This is a genomic window from Catellatospora sp. NPDC049133, from assembly GCF_040648455.1.
Classification (GTDB): Bacteria; Actinomycetota; Actinomycetes; order Mycobacteriales; family Micromonosporaceae; genus Catellatospora; species Catellatospora aurea.
The window spans coordinates 14,072-31,695 of sequence record NZ_JBEZDT010000065.1 but is presented as its reverse complement, the minus strand read 5'-3'; the positions used below and the strand labels follow the sequence as shown (position 1 = coordinate 31,695).

The following is a 17,624-nucleotide window of genomic DNA, read 5'->3' as shown; positions in this document are numbered from 1 at the left end:
ATCACGACTCCTCCGGACCCTGGATGTCGGTGGCGACCTCGCGCAGCTGGTCGAACCGCGAAGCGCGACTGCTCGCGCCCCCGGTGCCGGTTCGAGGACACGGATGCGACCGAATCCCGTGGCTGCCGCAGTCGCCCCGGCGACTCAGGACCCGGTCTCGTCCCGGTGAGTGAGCGCGGCGCGCTCGACTCGCTCGCGGTAGGCGGCCCACCACTGCGGATCGGTCTCGGGCAGGTTGGAACCGCCTTCGGACAGGCCCGCGGCACCGTCGACCGACTCTCGGACGATGTCGGCCTGCCCGGCGTGCCGGTGGGTCTCGGCGATCACGTGGATCAGGATCTGGTGCAGCGTCACCTCGCGGTTGCCGGGCCGCCACCACGGCACCGTGCCCGGCGCGTCGAGGTCGAGCGCGTCGATCGTGGCGTCGGAGTGCGCCCAGACGCGCCGGTACAGCTCGATGTGGTGTTCGCGGGTCTCCTCGGCGGTGGCCCACATGTCGGCGTTGGCCTCGGCGTCGGCGGCGAGGTACGGAATCGGCTCCGGGAACGGCCGGCCGAACACCAGGCCCAGGTACTCCGACTCGACGGCGGCGGTGTGTTTCACCAGCCCGAGCAGGTTGGTCGCGGTCGGGGTGAGCGGGCGGCGGATGTCGTACTCGCCGAGCCCGCTGAGCTTCCAGAGCAGCGCGTCGCGCCCCTCCTGCAGGTACGCCTTCAGGGTGTTCTTCACCCGCGGGATGCTAACAAGATTCGGACACGCTGTTGACCCGCGACGACGGCGGTCACGTCCCTTCCGGCTGGGCTCTGGCGGGGGCGGTGCCGGAAAGGTAGAGCGCCATGCCGGTGGCGACCAGCAGCGCGCCGATCGGCGGGATCGCCGCCAGCCCCCACGCGTCCAGTGCGAACGCGCCGGTGAGCGCCCCGGCGGCGACCCCGACGTTGTACGCGCTGGCGTTGATGCCGGAGGCCTGCTCGGTGTGGTCGGGCGCGACCAGCAGCGTGGCCGCCTGCATGAAGATCGGCAGCAGGCCCATGCCGAATCCGAACACGATCACCGCCGTCACCGCCGCCCACGCCGCGGTGCCGTTCAGCCAGAGCAGCACCAGACCGCCGAGCAGCACGCCGACCGCCGCGACGATGCCGGTCCGCAGCCGCCGGTCGGCGACCCACCCGGCGACCGGCAGCATCAGCGTGCCGGCCAGCCCGTTGGCCAGCAGCACCGGCGCGATGCCGTCCTCGCTGATCCCGGCGCGCTGCAGCAGCGGCGCGGTGTACGTGATCATCATGTACGTGCCGAGCATGGTCACCGCGGTCATGGCGACGATCGGCGCGAAGTTGGGCACGCGCAGCACGTCGAGCATCCGGGCGCGCACCGCGGCGCTGCTGCCGGGCACCTCGGGCAGCAGCCACCATGCCAGCAGCGTCAGCACCACCGCCACGGCGGTCAGCCCGGCGAAGGTGGCCCGCCAGCCGACGGCGGTGCCGAGGCTGGTCCCGGCGGGCAGGCCGATCAGGACCGCCATGCTGCCGCCCGACGAGACGACGGTGACCGCCCGCCCGATCCGGTCGGGGGTGACCAGCCGCGCCGCGAACCCGGTGACCACCGCCCAGAACAGGCCGTGCGTGATCCCGCCGAGCAGCCGCGCGCCGAACGCCACCGGGTAGTTCGGGGCGACCACCATGACCGCGTTGCTGGCCGTGTACGCCGCCAGCGAGGCGACCAGCAGCGTCTTGCGCGGCATCCGGGCGGTCAGCGTGCCCAGCGGGGCCGCGAACAGCGCCACCATCAGCGCGTACCCGGTGACCAGCAGGCCCAGCTGGGACTCCGACACCGCGAGGTCGCGGCTCATGCCGAGCAGCAGGCCGGTCGGCGTGAGTTCGGTGGTCACCGAGATGAAGACGGCGGCGCTGAGCAGCAGGAGCGACGGCCACGGGCCGGGTTTGCGGATCACGTGCCGCATTTTGTATCGCCGGTGAACAAATGCGCAATCGAGATCACCGGTCGAATCGTCGGATGACCGGACGACGCCGGTGGCCGGAACGGCGGTCAGAGCCAGCCGGACTCCGGCCAGAACGACCAGTGCGTGTTCGGCGCATGCGTCGGCCGGTAGGCGTGCACGTCGCCGGTGGCGAGCACCGCTGCCAGCTGCTGGAACGTCTCGGTCTGGCTGGGCAGCTGGTCGTGGCGGTCCGGGTCGCGGTGCCACCACTGCTCCAGCACCATGATCCGGGGCAGGTCGGCGGGCAGCCGGTGGCGCAGCTCGTCGTCGTCGGCCAGCAGCAGGTCCCGGTGCTCGGGCACGAGCCGGCGGAACACGTCCCACAGCGGCTCGCCCTCGGTCCCGTCGACGTCGAGGGCCTGTCCGCGGACCACGACCGACGGGTGGCCGCCGCGCAGCCGCGTGCTGTGCGCGTGGTCTTCGAGCTGGTGCATGTTGTCCACGCGGGCCAGGAAGTCGCCGTGGCCGTAGCCGGGCCCGCCCTCGGTGAGGCAGTTGCCGAAGCAGTGCAGCAGGTCGATGACGTTGCCGGCGCGCGGATTGTAGCCGACGAGTTCGATCACCAGCGCCCAGCGCTGCTCGTCGCGGAACGCGTGCAGGCGGCCGTCGATCGCGTAGTAGTAGCCGTGCTCGGGGTCCGGGAAGTCGAACCCTTTCGCGGCGCGGTCGAGCTGCGCCAACACCTCGTCGGACGTGATCACGGGCGGAGACGGTACACGTGCGGGGGCGGGTCGCCCAGTCTGCCGCACGGCCTCGGAGTGTCGCCGTTCATGCGGGCGAGGTGCCGTGTTCGCGCCCGCAGGCGGTCAGCGCGAGCACGGCGTGCCCGGACAGCGCTGTGGACGGGCCGAACGTGCTCGGGTCGACAGAGGTCTGTGCCGCGATCTCCGTGGCGTAGCACACCTCGGGCAGCGCGAGCCGTTCGTACAGCTCGGTCCGCCGCGCCATGACGGCTTCGAGGTCGGCCGGGTCGATCCCGTCGTACGCGTCGGCAGGCAGCCCTTCGTCGTCGTCGGGCAGGCGGTAGCCGTCCTCGGCGGGGTGTTCACCGAGGCGCTCCCCCGTCTCGACCTCGTAGTAGCGCCGCACCGTGCCGTCCTCGGCCAGGCACCACATGGTCCACGAGTCGCCGCAGCTCATCCCGTAGAGGTGTGCCGCGCCGAACCGGGCGCTGAGCCGCGCGCACAGTGCCTGCACGCGGCCCGCCCAGGCGCGGCGGTCGTCCGGGTCGGTGTGGGCGAGGTCGGGTGACGTGCCGAAGACCAGGGTCCAGCCGTCGATCACCGGGCTCACGTAGACCCGCCCGTGCGAGCGGTGGTCGCCGGAGGCGAGAGTCCGCGAGTGGTGGTCGCGGTTCCACGCGGCCTCGCCCTGGCGCATGGTGACCGGCTCCGGGTCGGACAGGTCGAGCGCGGCCAGCACCGCCGCCTGGTCGGTGGTCCGGATGGCGAGCCAGGTCCCGCACAGGTGGACGGGCCGCGCCTGCGGCGCGAGTGGGTGTCCGCCGGCATGGTGCGGTGGTGAGCTGCTCGGCGCGTGGCCGTCGCGGAGAGAGGGGGTCCGCATAGGACACCACGTTACGTCGCACGGCTGACAGATCTTCATCGCCGCAGGTGAGGACACAGCGGGCGCGGGCCGAGGGAGCGCCGTCTCCCCCGGCCCGCCCGGATCACAGGCCCGACGCGTGGAAGCCGCTGACCTCGGACGCGGTCAGCACCCGGCTGTAGACGCGGAACGAGTCCACCGCGCCGTCGAGGTACGGGTCGCTGTACTGCGAGCGGCCGATCCAGTTGTTGGTGGTGCTGCCCAGCGACGCCGGGGTGAGCGTCATCGCCGAGTTGCGGGCCACCTCGGCCCCGTTGACGTAAAGGATGCCGACGCCGCCGCCGACGGTCACCGCGACGTGCGTCCACACACCCGTGGGCAGCGCGGACGGGGCGTTGATGCGCTGCTCGCCGCCGGAGCCCGACGTCGTGATGGCGAACCGGGCCGTGCCGGAGCTGCTGCTGGGTACCAGGAACATGTTCGCGGACGTGCCGGTGCCGAAGTCGAACAGCCGCGCCCAGTTCGTCACCGCGTCCAGGCGCACCCACGTCGCGATGCTGAACGCGCTCGCCCCGGCGAGGATGCCCGAGGGCAGCGACACGTACTGCGAGCTGCCGCTGAGGTTGACCGCGTTGCCGGTGCGCCCGGCGACCCAGGTCGCTCCCCCGGCCAGGGTCGCGGTCTTGCCGTTGCCCGTGGCATCGGCCGCGGACGTGCCCGAGGTCTCGTTGAACAGGTAGTGCGCGACGAACGCGGGCAGCGGGTTGGTGGTGGTGACGTTCCAGTACACGGTGTAGCGCTGGCCGTGCATCTTGTAGAACGGCAGCAGGGTCACCGTGCCGGTGGAGGCGGTCGCGGTGAACTGCAGCGGCGTCGACGTGGCCGTGATCGACGACGCGGTGAGGGTGGGCAGGGCGGACAGGTTGGTGCTGCCGTACGCGCCGGCCAGCACGATCGGGCCGTACTTTACTGCCTGGGTGGTGGCGCTGTCCGGGGTGGCCTCGCGCACGAGCGCCATCGGCAGCGCGACGTCGACGACGTCGCCGGTCGCCCAGGTGCGGGTGATCACCGCGTACGACCCGGGGGTCACGCCGCTCTGCAGGGTGCCGTTGACGCGGATGGTCGCGCCGGTGGCCCACGCGGGCACCCGCACCCGCAACGCGAACGTGCCCGACCCGGCCGTGACGGTCAGCTTGCTGGACGGCGCCTCCGGGAACGTGGTGTCCTGCCGTACCGTGATCCCCTTGGCGGCCCAGTTCAGCTGCGAGGCGATGAACAGGTTGACGTAGAGGTCGTCGCCGGAGTGGAAGTAGATGCTGTCGCCGAGCTTGGTGTTGGTCTCCATGCCGGTGCCGTGGCAGCAGGTGAAGTTGTTGTAGTCGTTGCTGTAGGTCTTGATGCCGCCGGCCCGCAGCGGGATGTAGTAGCTGTGGAAGCCGTGCGAGGAGTTCGGGTCCTGCGCGGCGAGCAGGTGGTTGTAGAGCGCCTTCTCGTAGTAGTCCATGTAGTCGGCGCGGGCCGGGTTGGTGAAGAACAGCTGCCGGGACAGTTTGAGCATGTTGTAGGTGTTGCAGCACTCGGCGGTGCTGTCGGACAGCTCGCTGGCTATGCGGTTGGGGGCCTTGAAGTACTCGCCGTTGGAGTTGCCGCCGATGGCGTAGGTGTGCCGGCTGGTCACGATGTCCCAGAAGTTGCGGGCGATGTCGAGGTAACGCGTCGTGCCGGTGGCGTGGTATTCCCGGATCGCGCCGATGACCTTCGGGATCTGCGTGTTGGCGTGGTAGTTGTTCAGCGCGTCGGTGTTGGCGGCGAGCGGGTCGAAGACCTCCGCGTGGTCGAAGTGCTGCGCGGCGGTGAGGTGGTTGGCGTTCTCGGTGAGCTGGTAGAGGTTGGTCAGCACCTCGTTCATGCCGCCGAACTCGGTGTCGAGCATGTTCTGCCGCTGGGTCTGGGTGAGCCGGTCGTTGCGGAACTTCACCCACGACGCCATGGCGGTGAGCACGGTCAGCGCCTGCGCGTTGCCCGCGAGCAGGTGCATGTCCAGCAGCCCGGCCATGATCTTGTGGAGGGTGTAGTAGGGCGCCCACACCGACTGGCGGGCCTCGACCCGGTCGATGAAGCTCTCCGGGTACGCCGACAGGTATCCGGTGTTGTAGCCGGCCGTGGTCGCGCGGGCCTGGCAGATCGCCAGCTGCGCGACGAGGTAGTCGCCCTTGGTCTTGAAACTGGTGGTGCCGGTGCTGGCGTAGGCCTGGGCCAGGCCGGTGAGCACGTGGCCCATGGAGTGCCCGCGCAGTTCGGTGGTGGGCGACTCCCAGCCGCCGCACGCAGTGGCCGAGGACGACAGCCCGTAGTTGAGGCGGAACGTGTGCAGCAGGCGGTCGGCGTCGAGGAAGCTCAGGTAGCTCTGGGTGCGCCCGGTGTTGGCCAGGAACGGGCCGGACAGCAGGGTGACCGCGCCGAGCGGGAACGGGTAGACGGATACGCCGATGTCGGTGCGGGCGGCGTGGGCGGGCGCGGCGGGCAGGCTGCCGGCGACAGCCGCGGCCGCGGCGCCGACGGCGCCTGCGCGCAGCACGGTACGGCGGGACAGTGCGGACATCGATTCGCCTTTCTCAGGGACCGGGGCGGTGAGAGCGACGTGTCCAGCGCATCGACGATGTCCTACGAAAACCATTTCGGCAAGATGTCCGGGCAATTACCCTTACTGCCGAAAAGTTTCGAAACTCCGATCGCCACCTCGGCCCCGACCGGGCGGCGCAGGTACCGGCCCTAGGATGAGCGCTTCGAACACCTGAGCGGAACCGGTAAGCAGCACATGAGTTTCGATCTCTATCTCTGGCACGAGTCCGAGCCGATCACCGCCGACGTGGCGCTGTCGAAGCTGAAGCGGTGGGACGACGGCGAACCGGGCGTGTTCCGGGCGCATCCGGCCGTGCCCGCGCTGCGGGCCGCGCTGCTCGACCGCTTCCCCGCGCTGGAGGACCTCGACCCGGACGACGTCGACGATCGCGGCGTCTGGAGCATGACGCCCGACCCGGATGACGCGATCCTGGCGGTGTCCTGCGTCTGGTCGCGGGCCGACGAAGTCGGCGGGGCGGTGCTCGAACTCGCCGCCGCACACGGGCTGGTCTGCTTTGAGCCCGGCTACCACGTCCTCAATCCCAACGCTGCCGGGTATGCCCCCGCCTTCACCCTGACCGCTGCCGGGCTGCCCGACGTGCCCGACCCGGACGACGCACGGCTCGACCGGACCGTGCGGCGGCTGAGCCCGGCGGACTTCCATACGGTGCTGGACAGGGCCGACGGCTGGTGGGCCCAGGTCGGTCACGGCCCGTCGGCGGGCGTCGCGCCGGGGACGTACGCACTGGAGTTCCGCGAGGGCGCGGAAGGCGCGCACCTGCACACCAGCACCACCGACGTCACCGAAGCCGTCCGTTTCCTGCAGGACTTCCTGGCCGGCCGCGACACCTGGCGGCAGCGCCACCGCTGGCAGCAGTGGTGATCCCTCACGGCCCGGTGAGGCTGCGCTCCCACATCCGCACGAACAGCCGGTAGGAGTTATCGGTCGCCTGCGGGTCCGCGCCTGCCAGCAGTTCCAGTAGCAGGCCCCGGCAGGTGGCCACACCCAGCCGCAGCTCGTCTCGGTCCACGGGCAGGCCGAGCCGTCGCGCCACCGCCTCGCTCTCGTCGAGCCACGGCCCGGTCAGGTTCGGCAGGAAGCCGCCGGTGCCGGGCGCGTCGTGCACGGCCACGCCGACGACCTCGAAGAACAGCCGCACGAACGGCCGCAGGTCCGGGTCGGACACCCGCGCCCAGAGCAGCAGCATGAGTTCCCCGGCCTTGGTGCCCTCAGCCGGGGGTCCGCTGTCAGCAACCCGGTCGGCCAGCTCCCCCAGCAGGTCGCGCTGCCGCTGCTCGATGAGGCCGACGACGGCCGCGAGCAGGCCCTCCCGGGAGCCGAAGTGGTAGAGCAGCATGCGGTGGCTGGTGCCGACCCCGGTGGCGATCTCGCGCAGGCTGCGGCCGGTGATGCCCTCGGCCGCCGCGTACGCGACCACGCGGTCCAGCAGCTCCCGGGAGCTCGCACTGACGATCATGTACCAGATGGTACATTGGCGTGATGCGATGGGAAGACGCACTCGTGATCGACGCGCCGGCGGATGTGGTCTGGGCGCTGACCGCCGACGTCGAGCAGTGGCCCGCCACCACGCCGACGATGACCCGGGTCAAACGCCTGGACGAAGGGCCGCTGCGGGTCGGCAGCCAGGCCCGCATCAAGCAGCCGGGCCAGGCCGAGGCCGTGTGGACCGTCACCGCATACGACGAGGGTCGCGGGTTCACCTGGCAGACCACCCTCCTGGGCCTGACCATGATCGGCTCGCACCTGGTCGAGCCGGTCGGCGAGGGCTGCCGCAACACGCTGGGCATCGAGGTGCGCGGCCGGGGCGCGGGGCTGTTCTGGGCTCTGCTGGGCTCGCTGCTGCGCCGCGCCGTACGCACCGAGAACCGCGGCTTCCGCGACACGGCGCAGCGCCTGCACGCCGCATCCTGAACCGGCGCGCCGAGAAGATCATCCGGACCGGTCGCTCGGACCCGGACGTCTACATTGTGCCGGTGATCCTGCTGCTGAAACTCCTGCTTGCTCCCGCGCTGGTCGTCGGCTCGTCGCTGGCCGGGCGGCGGTGGGGCGCACAGGTGACGGGCGTCCTGGTCACCCTGCCGATCGTGGCGGGGCCGATCCTGCTGATCACCTGCCTGGAGCATGGCACGGCCCTCGGGGCCGCCGCTGCGTCGTCCTCGCTGCTGGGCCTGGTGACGCTCGCGCTGTTCGCGGTCGTGTTCGCCTGGTGCTCGCGACGTATGCGCTGGGCCGGCGCGCTGGCCACGGCATGGGCCGCCTGCCTGGTCGCGGACCTGGCCGTGGCGCAGGTGAGCCTGCCCGCCTGGTGGGGCATGCCGGTGACCCTCGCCGGGATCGCCGCCGCCTCCCGTGCACTGCCGCCGGTGGCGGCCGCGACCGGCGTACGCCCGTTGAGCGAGTGGCCGTGGTGGGACCTGCCCGGCCGGGCCGCCGCGACCGCGAGCCTGGTGGTGCTGGTGACCACGCTGTCCAGCGCGCTCGGGCCGCAGATGACCGGGGTGCTGGCCCCGTTCCCGATCGCCACCAGCGTCGTCGCGGCCTTCGTGCTGGCCGGGCACGGTTCGGCGGAGGCGGTGCGCACCCTGCGCGGCGTGCTGACAGGGCTGGTCGGCTTCGCGGTGTTCTGCTTCGTCGTCGCCGTGCTGGTCGACCGGTGGGGTGTCGCGGTCGCGTTCGGCCTGGCGCTGACCGTGACGGTGGCCGGGCAGCTGGCCTGGCTGCGCTTGCGGCACACCGTCCGGCCGACGGCCGCGCCCGCGCGCTGAGCCCGCACTTCTGCTCCGGGTGCTCGCGGCCGAACCGCCCCGCCGGCGGCGCAGGGTGCGATCAGGCGCGCAGCCAGCGCCGCCACGAGGCGGGGGTGACCGGGGCCGCCGGGTTGTCCAGGGCCCAGCGCAGGTAGCCGGCCCGCAGCCGGACCAGTCCGTCGAGGCTCCGCTCGGCCGACTCGATGATCATGCGCACGGAGGGCCCGTGCAGCGTGCGGGCGATCTTGAGGTAGCCGAGGTCCTCGCAGCGGTGCTCGCGGCCGATCGCGGAGGCGACCAGTCCGAGCAGCTCGCCGTGGGTCTCCACGGTCGGGCCGTCGGCGGCGAGGGTGCGCAGCAGGTGCCGCTTGGCCGCCCAGCTGCGGGCGTGCTCGGCCCACTCCTGCGGGTAGTCGGTCTCCCAGCGCAGGTAGAGCACCGCGAACCGGGCGAACGGCGCGCGCTCCTCGGGTGTCGGCGCGTTCAGGTAGTGCCAGACCGGGGCGGCGAACATCCGGGCGTGCACGTCGCGCTTGGCGGCCTCGGTCTGGTCGTGCTCGGCGAGAAGGCGCGGATCGCCGGTCTCGCCTGAGCGGGGGCGCACGATGCGCGACCACGAGTGCAGGCGGGCCCAGTCGTCCTGGTAGCCCCTCTCCCGCTCGATCGCGGCGCGCCGCCGGTCGGGGTCCGGGTGTACGACGTCGAAGGCCCAGGTGAAGTCGGCCAGCTGCTCTGCCTGCACGGCGGCAAGGTTGCCAGCTCAGAGGGCCTGCCGCCAAGGAATCGGCCCGCACTGTGGTCCGGAGGCGTCGAGCAGTAGACCTACGGGCACGTTCCGATTACTCTCCGTGCTCGTCGCCGTGGCCACGGACGGCCGACGGTGGCCGGCCATGCCGGGCGGCGAAGCACCGGGTCAGGTGCGCGTGGTCGGTGAACCCGCAGGCGGCCGCGATCTCGGCGAGCCCCAGATCGGTGCGCTGGACCAGGCCCCGGGCGAGGCCCAGCCGGGTGGCGGTCAGCAGTGCCCGGAAGCCTGTGCCCTGCTCGGCAAGGGTTCGCTGCAGGGTCCGCGTCGAGCAGCCCGCACGCGCCGCCGCCGCGTCCAGCCGCCACCGCCGCGCCGGGTCCGCGGCGATCAGGTCGCGTACGGCGGCCGCCGGCGACCCGGCGGCCCCCTGCGCTGTCGCAAGATCGAGCGTCCAGCCGTCGACCCGGCCTCGCCCGGTCAGGCTCCGCTCCCCCGGGCTGTCGCCGGACAGCGCACTGCCGTCCGCGAACCGCACGCTCACCACCGGTCGCCGACCTGTGCACGCCGCCACCAGCACGTCATGGATCGCGACCATGAACAGGCTCTCGGCCGGGTTCGGCGCACGGCCCAGCAAGGCCCGGTGCGTGACGGTCAGGCGTCCCGGGTCGAGCCGCAGGTCGGTGGTGTGGCCGACGTGATACCCCAACTGCAGCTCGGCCAGCCGCGCGGCCAGTTCGGGCAGCGAGCCGCGCTCGATCAGTTCCGCAATCTCGCCGCGGCGCGGGCGGTCCAGCAGGTGCTCGGCCGCGCCGCGCAGCGCCTGCCAGCCGTGGCCGGTCAGTTCCGCCAGCAGCGCGTGATGCAGGTGCTCCGGCACCGGCTCCGCCGCCGCGAGCAGGCGTGCCACCGCGTCGCCGGCCCGGCCGGGTCCGTGGCGGCGTATCCCGAGCAGCGCCGCCCGCGCCAGGCCCGGGTGCACGGTGCGCTCGTGCGCGGGAACCCGGACCTGCATGGCGGAATCGTACAAGCGCCCCGGCCCGGTCCCCGGCCACGCTTGCCGCATGAGTTTTCACCGCAGACGCGTCCTGGTCACCGGCGGCACCAGCGGCATCGGCGCGCACCTGGTCAGCCTGCTCGCCGAACAGGGCGCGCTCGTCGCCACGTGCGGCCGCGACCCCGACCGGCTCGCCGCGGCGACCCGGCACCCGGGCGTCACCGGCTGGGTCGCCGACCTGGCCGATCCCGGCCGCACCGCCGCGCTCGTCGCCGACGCCGCCGCCGCGCTGGGCGGACTCGACGTCGTCGTCGCCAACGCCGCCGTGCAGCACCGGCAGTCGTTCACCGGCGACTGGACCCCCGCCGACAGCGCGGCCGTGCTCGCCGAGGCGCACACCAACCTCGTCGGACCGATCGTGCTGGCCGGGGCGGCCTGGTCGCACCTGCGCCGCTCGCAGGGCGTGTTCACCGCCCTCACCTCCGCCCTGGCCTACTCCCCGAAGAAGACCGCGCCCGTGTACTGCGCGAGCAAGGCCGGGCTGGGCGTGTTCCTGCGAGCGCTGCGCTACCAGTGGGACGACGCCGACGCCGGGGTGACCGTGCAGGAGGCGCTGATGCCGCTGGTCGCCACGCCGATGACGGAAGGGCGCAATGACGGGGCGCTGCCCGCCGAGCAGGCCGCGCGGCAGATCCTGCACGGCATCGCCCGCCGGGTGCCGGTGATCGCGGTCGGCAAGGCCCGGCCGTTCCGGGTGATCCGCCGGGTCGCGCCGGGGGTCGCCGACGCGATGCTGCGCGACTCCTGACCGGGTTCACCGGCCGTGGTGTTCCGGTGCCGGCGTGCCCGTAGAGGTCCCCGTCGGCGCCGGGTGCCGTACACCCGGAACCGGATCTCAGCGGCCAGTGAACCCGGTCCGGTACGCCCAGACCACGGCCTGGGTGCGGTCGCGGGCGCCGACCTTGCCCAGCAGGCTTTTGACGTGGGTCTTCACGGTCTCCAGCGAGATGTACATGGCCTGGGCGATCTCGGCGTTCGACTTGCCGGCGGCCAGGGCCCGCAGCACCTCCGCCTCCCGGTCGGTGAGCCGGGCCGCCGCGACGGCTACCGGGTCGCCGGGCCCGCCCCGGGCGGCGGCCTGCAGCAGGCGACGAGTGACGGCCGGGGCGACCAGCGCGTCCCCGGCCGCGACCGTACGGATCCCGGCCACCAGCTGCTCGGGCGTGGCCCGCTTCAGCAGGAAGCCGTCCACCCCGGCGGCGATCGCGTCGTCCACGACCTCGTCGTGGTCAAACGTGGTGAGCACCAGCACCCGGGGCCGCGGCGGCGGCCAGGACACGATCTCCCGGCCGGCCGAGGTGCCGTCCCGCACCGGCATCCGGATGTCCATCACCACCACGTCGGGCCGTAACGCCCGCGCGGCGGCGACCGCGTCGCAGCCGTCGACGGCCTCGCCGACCACGGCGATTCCGGGCTCGGCGGCCAGTAGCGCCCGCAACCCGCCCCGTACCAGCGCGTCGTCGTCGGCGAGCAGGACCCGGATCACGGCCGCACCGCCACCGGCAGCGCGGCCCGCACCCGGAAACCGCCGTCGACCGGTCCCGCCTCGAACACGCCGCCTTCCAGCCTGGCTCGTTCACGCATGTTGACCAGGCCCCGGCCCGGGGTCGGTGCGGGCAGCGGCGGTGTCTCGTTGACGACCTCCAGCACCACGGTGTCGGCGGTCTGTCCGAGTTCGACGGTGATCCGTCCGCTGGCGGTGTGCCGCAGCGCGTTGGTGACGGCCTCCTGGGCGATGCGGAACAGCGCCCGCTCGCCGCTCGGTGACAGCGACACCTCCGCAGGGCTGAGCACCAGCTCGCGCCCGGCCGCCCGGACCCGGCCCGCCAGCTCGGCGAGGCCGGTCAGGGCCGGTGCGGCGGCGGGTTCGCCGTCGCGGTCGGGGTGCAGCACGCGCAGCAGCCGGTCCAGTTCACCGAGCGCGTCGCGGCCGACGGTCTCGATGTGCCCGAGGGCCTGCGCGGCGAACTCGGGGTTGTCGGCGAACACCCGCCGGCCGACCCCGGCCTGCATGACCATCACGTTGACGGCGTGCCCGAGGGCGTCGTGCAGTTCCCCGGCGAGGCGGCTGCGCTCCTGGGCGAGGATCCGGTCGGCGGCGTCGGCCTGCTCGCGGGCCGCGGCGAGCGTTCGCTGCCGCTCGGCCTCGGCGGCGATCCGGCGGCTACGCGCGGCGTCACCGGCGACCGTGGCGATGACGAAGCACATGGCGATGCCGAAGTAGTCCAGGGTGCCGACCGTGCCGCCGTCGGCCACCGCGAACCCGCCGACCGACAGGCCGGCAAGCGCGACCGCCGCGATGCGCCGCGGCCACTGCTCGCTGTGCGAGAAGCAGGTGAACAGCGCGATCCACGCCGCCCACTGCACGGTGGTGACCGCATACCCGAGTGCCGCGGTGAGCGGCACGAACGCGCCCGCGACGGCGAGCACGGTCAGCGGCGCACGGCGACGCCACAGCAGCGCCAGCGGGGCGAGCGCGCCCAGCGCGAGGCCGACCGCGTCGGCGGGCCGGTAGGGCGGGCCGACGGGCAGGAACAGTCCGGCCAGGACGGACAGCAGTGACAGTCCGAAGGCCGGCCCGACATCGGTGATCGCAAAGCGTCTGGCGGGGGTGGTGGCCATGGCGGCCATCCTGCCGGATCCGTTGCGGCGCGGGCAGGCTGCGGCTCCGAAACCCCTCGCGGGAGGGAGGCGAGATCACTGCCGCGAGGGGCGTGGGACGCCCGTCGGCGAACCTACGCTCAGCCGGACCGATCCGTTGAGCGACAGGGAGTGGCGATGGTGACGACCGGCCTGACCGCCGGCCGCCGTGCTGGGCGTGTGCTGGGTTTCTGGTGGTTCGCGCTGAGCGGCGCGGCCGTCGCCGCGTTCGCCGTGGCGCCGTATCTGACTGTTTCGCTGCGGCAGCTCGCCGAGCAGGACGCGGGGCTGGCAGCGGCGTACGCGGGACGCCCGGCCTGGGTGCAGGCGGTGTTCTATGCGCACATCGCCGGTGGCGGGATCGCTTTGGCGGTGTCGCCGCTGCAGTTCGCGGCTCGGGTCCGGGCGCGCCTGCCCCGGGTGCACCGGGCCGTCGGGCGGGTCGCGGTGGCGGCGATGCTGGTGGGCGGGGTGGCCGGGCTGGTGATCGCGCCGATGAACCAGGCCGGACCGGTCGGGACCGCCGGGTTCGGCGCGCTGGCGGTGCTGTGGCTCTGGTTCGCGGTCGCGGCGCTGCGGGCGGCCCGGCGGCGGGACTTCTCCGCGCACCGGCGCTGGGCGGTGCGCGCGTTCGCGATGACGTACGCGGGGGTGATGCTGCGGCTGTGGCTGCTCCCGCTGATGTTCGCGGCGATCGGCTGGTTCGGCGTCGCCCCGCAGGACGCGTTCGCGGTCGCGTACGCCTACGTACCGTTCCTGTGCTGGGTGCCGAACCTGCTGGTGGCGGAGTTCATGCTGCGTCGCGGGTCCTGATCGCCGCTGAGGGGCGGCGGACTGCCCGATGCCGCAGCCCCTCGGCTCGCTCAGGCCATGGGGCGGCGCCGTCGGGCCAGGCGGAACAGGCCCGCGCCGAGCGCCAGCACCAGGAAACCGGCCGCGACGATCATGGTGCCCTCCGCGTCGGCGGCGGGCAGGCCCCCGGCCCCGCAGCCGGGCGGGAACATAGTGCCGGCGCTGACGGCGGAGATCTCCGCCGATGCGATGTCGGCGGCCTGCGTGGGGCCGGCGAGCAGGAGCGCCGCGGCGAGTCCGGCGGCGCCGGCTCCCGCGATCGCCCGGGTGGCGAAGGACATGAGCGCTCCCAACCGAGGGTGGACGTGGTCTTGGTACCGAGTACGGCTGACCGGTGGGAGTAGACCGGGACAACGTCCGGTGAACAGCCGCCGACCGCTACCCGGGTACGGCCTGCGGATGGCTCCCGGGTATGACGACCGCCGCCCCGACCGCGCCGTAGGCTTCCGGCGGTGGAGAACGTGAAACGGCCGGGTGGCCTCGGTGACCTGCGGCGGCTGCTGATCGGTGCGGACTACCCGCCCGTCCGGTCGGCGGGCCGACGGTGGCGACGGGTCCGGGCGTTCGCCGTCCCAGTGCTGCTGCTGGCACTGGTAGGGCTGGCCGGCGCCTCCTACGAGTACCTCACCGACACCCGGCACCTGGCCGCCAACACCGCGATCCTGCTGGCCGCGGTCGGGACCGCGCCCGCGGCGCTGGCCGTCCTGGCCTCGCACCTGCCGCTGATGGCCTGGCGGATCGCCCTGGTCGGGCTGTTCCTCGGGGTGGCCGGTTATGCCCCGCCGGAGCCGTGGCCGTGGAACCCGGTGCAGATCCTGGCGTTCCTGGCGGTGCTCTGGTTCGTCGCGGTGCGCGCCGACGTCGGGGTGAGCGCCTGGTGCCTGGCGCTCAGCCTGCTGCCGGTGTGGATGTACGTGCCCAACCGCGGCAACGCCTGGGGCGTGACCGTGCTGCTGACCGCGATCGTGCTGGTCGGCGACCAGGTGCGCAGGCGGCGCAGCAGCCAGCGGGCGCTGGCCGAGCAGGCCGAACTCAACCAGTTGGAGCAGGCCCGCCGTACCGTGCTGCAGGAACGCACCCGCATCGCCCGGGAGATGCACGACGTGGTCGCGCACTCGATGTCGATGATCGCCGTCCGGGCCGAGACCGCCCCGTATCGCGTCGCCGACCTGACCGGACCGGCCAAGGACGAGTTCACCGAGATCGCCGCGTCGGCGCGTACGGCGCTGGACGACATGCGACGGCTGCTGTCGGTGCTGCGCCAGGCCGACGATCCGGCGCTCACCGCGCCCCAGCCGGGCCTGGCCGAACTGGGCCCGCTGGTCGACGACGCGCGCGCGTCGGGCGTCGACGTGCACCTGGCCATGGAGCTGCCGCTGCGCCCGGTCGGCGAGGCATCGGCGCTGACGGCGTACCGGATCGTGCAGGAGGCGCTGGCCAACGCGGCCCGCTACGCGCCCGGCGCGCGGGTGGACGTGTCCCTGGCCTCCGGCGGGCAGGGCCTGCGGGTCGAGGTGCGCAACGGGCGGCCGACCGGCCGGCCCGCACGCCCCGAGGGACCAGGCCACGGCCTGGTCGGGATGCGGGAACGAGTGGCCATCCTGGACGGCGAGCTGACCGCGGAGCCGAGCGGCGACGGCGGGTTCGCGGTGACGGCGCTGCTGCCGGACGGAGGAGTTCATTGATCAAGGTCCTGATCGTCGACGACCAGGCCATGGTGCGGCAGGGTTTCGGGGCGCTGCTGGCCGCGCAGCCCGACCTGGTCGTGCTCGGCGACGCCGCCGACGGGGCCGAGGGGGTGGCCGCGGCCCGCCGCCTGGACCCCGACGTGGTGCTGATGGACGTGCGCATGCCGGTGATGGACGGGCTGGAGGCCACCCGGCGGCTGGCCGGGGGCGACCGCCCCAAGGTCATCATCCTGACCACGTTCGACCTCGACGACTACGTGTACGAGGCGCTGCGGGCCGGGGCCAGCGGTTTCCTGCTCAAGGACGCCCCGGCCGCCGACCTGATCCACGCGGTACGGGTGGTGGCGGGCGGTGAGGCGCTGCTCGCCCCGTCGGTGACGCGGCGGCTGATCGCCGAGTTCGCGTCCCGGCCTCGGGCCGACCGGCCCCGGCCGGTGGCGCTCAACGGGCTGACCCCGCGCGAGACCGAGGTGCTGCGCCTGATCGCCCGCGGCATGTCCAATCAGGAGATCGCCGAGCTGCTGGTGCTCGCCGAGCAGACGGTCAAGACGCATGTCAGCCGGGTGCTCGGCAAGCTCGGGCTGCGGGACCGGGCGCAGGCGGTGGTGCTGGCGTACGAGTCCGGTCTGGTCGCCGCCGGGGAGTAGTACGGCCGTAGGGGCCCGGGAATGGCTCCGCAGCGGGACGCCTGCGCGGTGGCCTGCCGCGGACGGTGGCGCTCATGCGATCCCGTCTCCTTTCCGTCGGCACGGTCAGCGCGCTCGCGCTCGGACTGGTAGCCGCGCCCGCGACCGTGCCGCTGCCGGTCTCCGTCGACTACGCGCAGGCCGCCGCGGCGATGACCGCCGCTGGTGAGCCGTATGCCGGATGGGCGGCCGCCGGTCGCCGCTTCCTGCTGTTCGACCCGTCCGGCGACGGCTTCGCCGCCGAGGTGCTGGGTGACCTGTCCAGCGCGGAACGGGTCGCGGTGCTGGTGCCGGGTGTCGGCACGACCCTGGCCGACTTCGACCGCGGCCTCGGCGGCGTCGCCCGGCGTGCCCCGGCGGTGCAGGCCCGGCAGCTGTACGCGGAACTGCGACGCCGGTCGCCGCCCGCCCGTGTCGCGGTGGTGGCCTGGCTGGGCTACGACCCGCCCGACGGCTGGGGCCTCGACATCGTCACCGAGTCCAGTGCCGCGGCCGGGGCGGCGGCACTGACCCGGTTCGTCGGGCGGCTGGTGCGCGAGCGTCCGGCGGTCGCGATCACGCTGGTCGGGCACAGCTACGGCTCGACAGTGCTGGGCCTGGCCGCGAGCGCGCTGCCCACGCAGGTCGGCGACCTGGTCGCGATCGGCAGCCCCGGCATGGGCCACGACGACGTCGCCGATCTGGGCACCGGTGCGCGGGTGTGGGCCGCGGAGGCTCCGACCGACTGGATCCGCCGCGTGCCCGGGGTGCGCGTGCTCGGCCTGGGCCACGGCCGACGCCCCGGCAACGCCGAGTTCGGCGCGCGCCTGCTGCCGACCGACGGCGTAAGCGGCCACGACGGCTACCTGGAGACAGGTAGCGCCACCCTCGCCGCGCTGGCCGAAGTCGTTCTCGGCACCGCCGTCGTGTCCGGCGAGGACTGACGCGGTCAGCGCGGGCTCGCGCCGTCGCACAGGCCCGGCGGCCGAGGCCGCCCCGATCCGGGCCGGCCTGGGGAACGGGAGCGCCACGCTCAACGGCC

19 protein-coding genes are annotated in these 17,624 nt (G+C 73.4%); 8 read left to right on the top strand and 11 right to left on the bottom strand.

The window, feature by feature from the left end; genetic code table 11:
- Positions 1–144: 144 nt before the first annotated feature.
- From AB0B35_RS40920 to AB0B35_RS40900, 5 genes are all read right to left on the bottom strand, one after another.
- Positions 145–729, bottom strand: coding sequence for a DinB family protein (locus AB0B35_RS40920; protein WP_360536627.1), 585 nt, complete (start codon positions 727–729; stop codon positions 145–147).
- 52 nt (positions 730–781) lie between these two features.
- On the bottom strand, positions 782–1,951 hold the full coding sequence (locus AB0B35_RS40915) for an MFS transporter (protein WP_360536629.1): 1,170 nt from the start codon (positions 1,949–1,951) through the stop codon (positions 782–784).
- A 95-nt stretch (positions 1,952–2,046) separates the two neighbouring features.
- Positions 2,047–2,700 (bottom strand): hypothetical protein, encoded by a 654-nt coding sequence (locus tag AB0B35_RS40910; RefSeq protein ID WP_360536631.1) that lies wholly within the window; start codon positions 2,698–2,700, stop codon positions 2,047–2,049.
- A 67-nt stretch (positions 2,701–2,767) separates the two neighbouring features.
- Complete coding sequence (locus AB0B35_RS40905; protein WP_361056931.1) at positions 2,768–3,565, bottom strand: hypothetical protein; 798 nt, start codon at positions 3,563–3,565, stop codon at positions 2,768–2,770.
- 103 nt (positions 3,566–3,668) lie between these two features.
- Positions 3,669–6,146, bottom strand: a complete 2,478-nt coding sequence (locus AB0B35_RS40900; protein ID WP_361056928.1) for a beta-L-arabinofuranosidase domain-containing protein — start codon at positions 6,144–6,146, stop codon at positions 3,669–3,671.
- 216 nt (positions 6,147–6,362) lie between these two features.
- Between AB0B35_RS40900 and AB0B35_RS40895 the strand changes: the two genes are divergently transcribed.
- A complete protein-coding gene (locus AB0B35_RS40895; protein WP_361056925.1) occupies positions 6,363–7,049 on the top strand; it encodes a hypothetical protein in 687 nt (228 codons plus the stop codon).
- A 4-nt stretch (positions 7,050–7,053) separates the two neighbouring features.
- Here the strand turns inward: AB0B35_RS40895 and AB0B35_RS40890 are convergent, their stop codons facing one another.
- Positions 7,054–7,644 carry a TetR/AcrR family transcriptional regulator gene (locus tag AB0B35_RS40890; protein ID WP_361056922.1) on the bottom strand — a complete coding sequence of 197 codons (591 nt, stop codon included), beginning with the start codon at positions 7,642–7,644 and terminating at the stop codon, positions 7,054–7,056.
- Between the two features lie 23 nt (positions 7,645–7,667).
- Here AB0B35_RS40890 and AB0B35_RS40885 point away from each other — a divergent pair, with 23 nt between their 5' ends.
- Together AB0B35_RS40885 and AB0B35_RS40880 are read left to right on the top strand one after the other, a co-directional pair.
- On the top strand, positions 7,668–8,099 hold the full coding sequence (locus AB0B35_RS40885; RefSeq protein WP_361056919.1) for an SRPBCC family protein: 432 nt from the start codon (positions 7,668–7,670) through the stop codon (positions 8,097–8,099).
- A 62-nt stretch (positions 8,100–8,161) separates the two neighbouring features.
- Positions 8,162–8,953 carry a hypothetical protein gene (locus tag AB0B35_RS40880; RefSeq protein ID WP_361056916.1) on the top strand — a complete coding sequence of 264 codons (792 nt, stop codon included), beginning with the start codon at positions 8,162–8,164 and terminating at the stop codon, positions 8,951–8,953.
- Positions 8,954–9,014: 61 nt separating this feature from the next.
- Here the strand turns inward: AB0B35_RS40880 and AB0B35_RS40875 are convergent, their stop codons facing one another.
- Complete coding sequence (locus tag AB0B35_RS40875; RefSeq protein ID WP_360536645.1) at positions 9,015–9,677, bottom strand: hypothetical protein; 663 nt, start codon at positions 9,675–9,677, stop codon at positions 9,015–9,017.
- Between the two features lie 97 nt (positions 9,678–9,774).
- Complete coding sequence (locus AB0B35_RS40870; protein ID WP_360536647.1) at positions 9,775–10,695, bottom strand: AraC family transcriptional regulator; 921 nt, start codon at positions 10,693–10,695, stop codon at positions 9,775–9,777.
- A gap of 49 nt (positions 10,696–10,744) precedes the next feature.
- Here AB0B35_RS40870 and AB0B35_RS40865 point away from each other — a divergent pair, with 49 nt between their 5' ends.
- The gene (locus AB0B35_RS40865; protein WP_360536649.1) at positions 10,745–11,485 is read left to right on the top strand and encodes an SDR family NAD(P)-dependent oxidoreductase; all 741 of its coding nucleotides are present in this window, start codon (positions 10,745–10,747) and stop codon (positions 11,483–11,485) included.
- A gap of 87 nt (positions 11,486–11,572) precedes the next feature.
- Here AB0B35_RS40865 and AB0B35_RS40860 read toward each other — a convergent pair whose 3' ends face one another.
- Positions 11,573–12,223: a response regulator transcription factor gene (locus tag AB0B35_RS40860; RefSeq protein ID WP_360536651.1), complete on the bottom strand. Its 651-nt coding sequence runs from the start codon at positions 12,221–12,223 to the stop codon at positions 11,573–11,575.
- Entirely contained in the window at positions 12,220–13,359 is a 1,140-nt protein-coding gene (locus tag AB0B35_RS40855; protein ID WP_361056913.1) for a histidine kinase, read from the bottom strand. Before AB0B35_RS40855 ends, AB0B35_RS40860 begins: the two co-directional genes overlap by 4 nt.
- Positions 13,360–13,515: 156 nt before the next feature.
- Here AB0B35_RS40855 and AB0B35_RS40850 point away from each other — a divergent pair, with 156 nt between their 5' ends.
- Positions 13,516–14,190 (top strand): DUF2306 domain-containing protein, encoded by a 675-nt coding sequence (locus tag AB0B35_RS40850; RefSeq protein WP_360536655.1) that lies wholly within the window; start codon positions 13,516–13,518, stop codon positions 14,188–14,190.
- Positions 14,191–14,240: 50 nt separating this feature from the next.
- On the opposite strand, the gene AB0B35_RS40845 is transcribed toward AB0B35_RS40850, so the two are convergent.
- On the bottom strand, positions 14,241–14,510 hold the full coding sequence (locus AB0B35_RS40845; RefSeq protein WP_360536657.1) for a hypothetical protein: 270 nt from the start codon (positions 14,508–14,510) through the stop codon (positions 14,241–14,243).
- A gap of 171 nt (positions 14,511–14,681) precedes the next feature.
- Between AB0B35_RS40845 and AB0B35_RS40840 the strand changes: the two genes are divergently transcribed.
- From AB0B35_RS40840 to AB0B35_RS40830, 3 genes are all read left to right on the top strand, one after another.
- Positions 14,682–15,914, top strand: coding sequence for a histidine kinase (locus AB0B35_RS40840; protein ID WP_361056910.1), 1,233 nt, complete (start codon positions 14,682–14,684; stop codon positions 15,912–15,914).
- Positions 15,911–16,564 (top strand): response regulator transcription factor, encoded by a 654-nt coding sequence (locus AB0B35_RS40835; RefSeq protein ID WP_360536661.1) that lies wholly within the window; start codon positions 15,911–15,913, stop codon positions 16,562–16,564. The genes AB0B35_RS40840 and AB0B35_RS40835 overlap by 4 nt, the downstream gene beginning before the upstream one ends.
- Positions 16,565–16,638: 74 nt before the next feature.
- Positions 16,639–17,526: an alpha/beta hydrolase gene (locus AB0B35_RS40830; RefSeq protein WP_360536663.1), complete on the top strand. Its 888-nt coding sequence runs from the start codon at positions 16,639–16,641 to the stop codon at positions 17,524–17,526.
- Positions 17,527–17,624 lie beyond the last annotated feature (98 nt).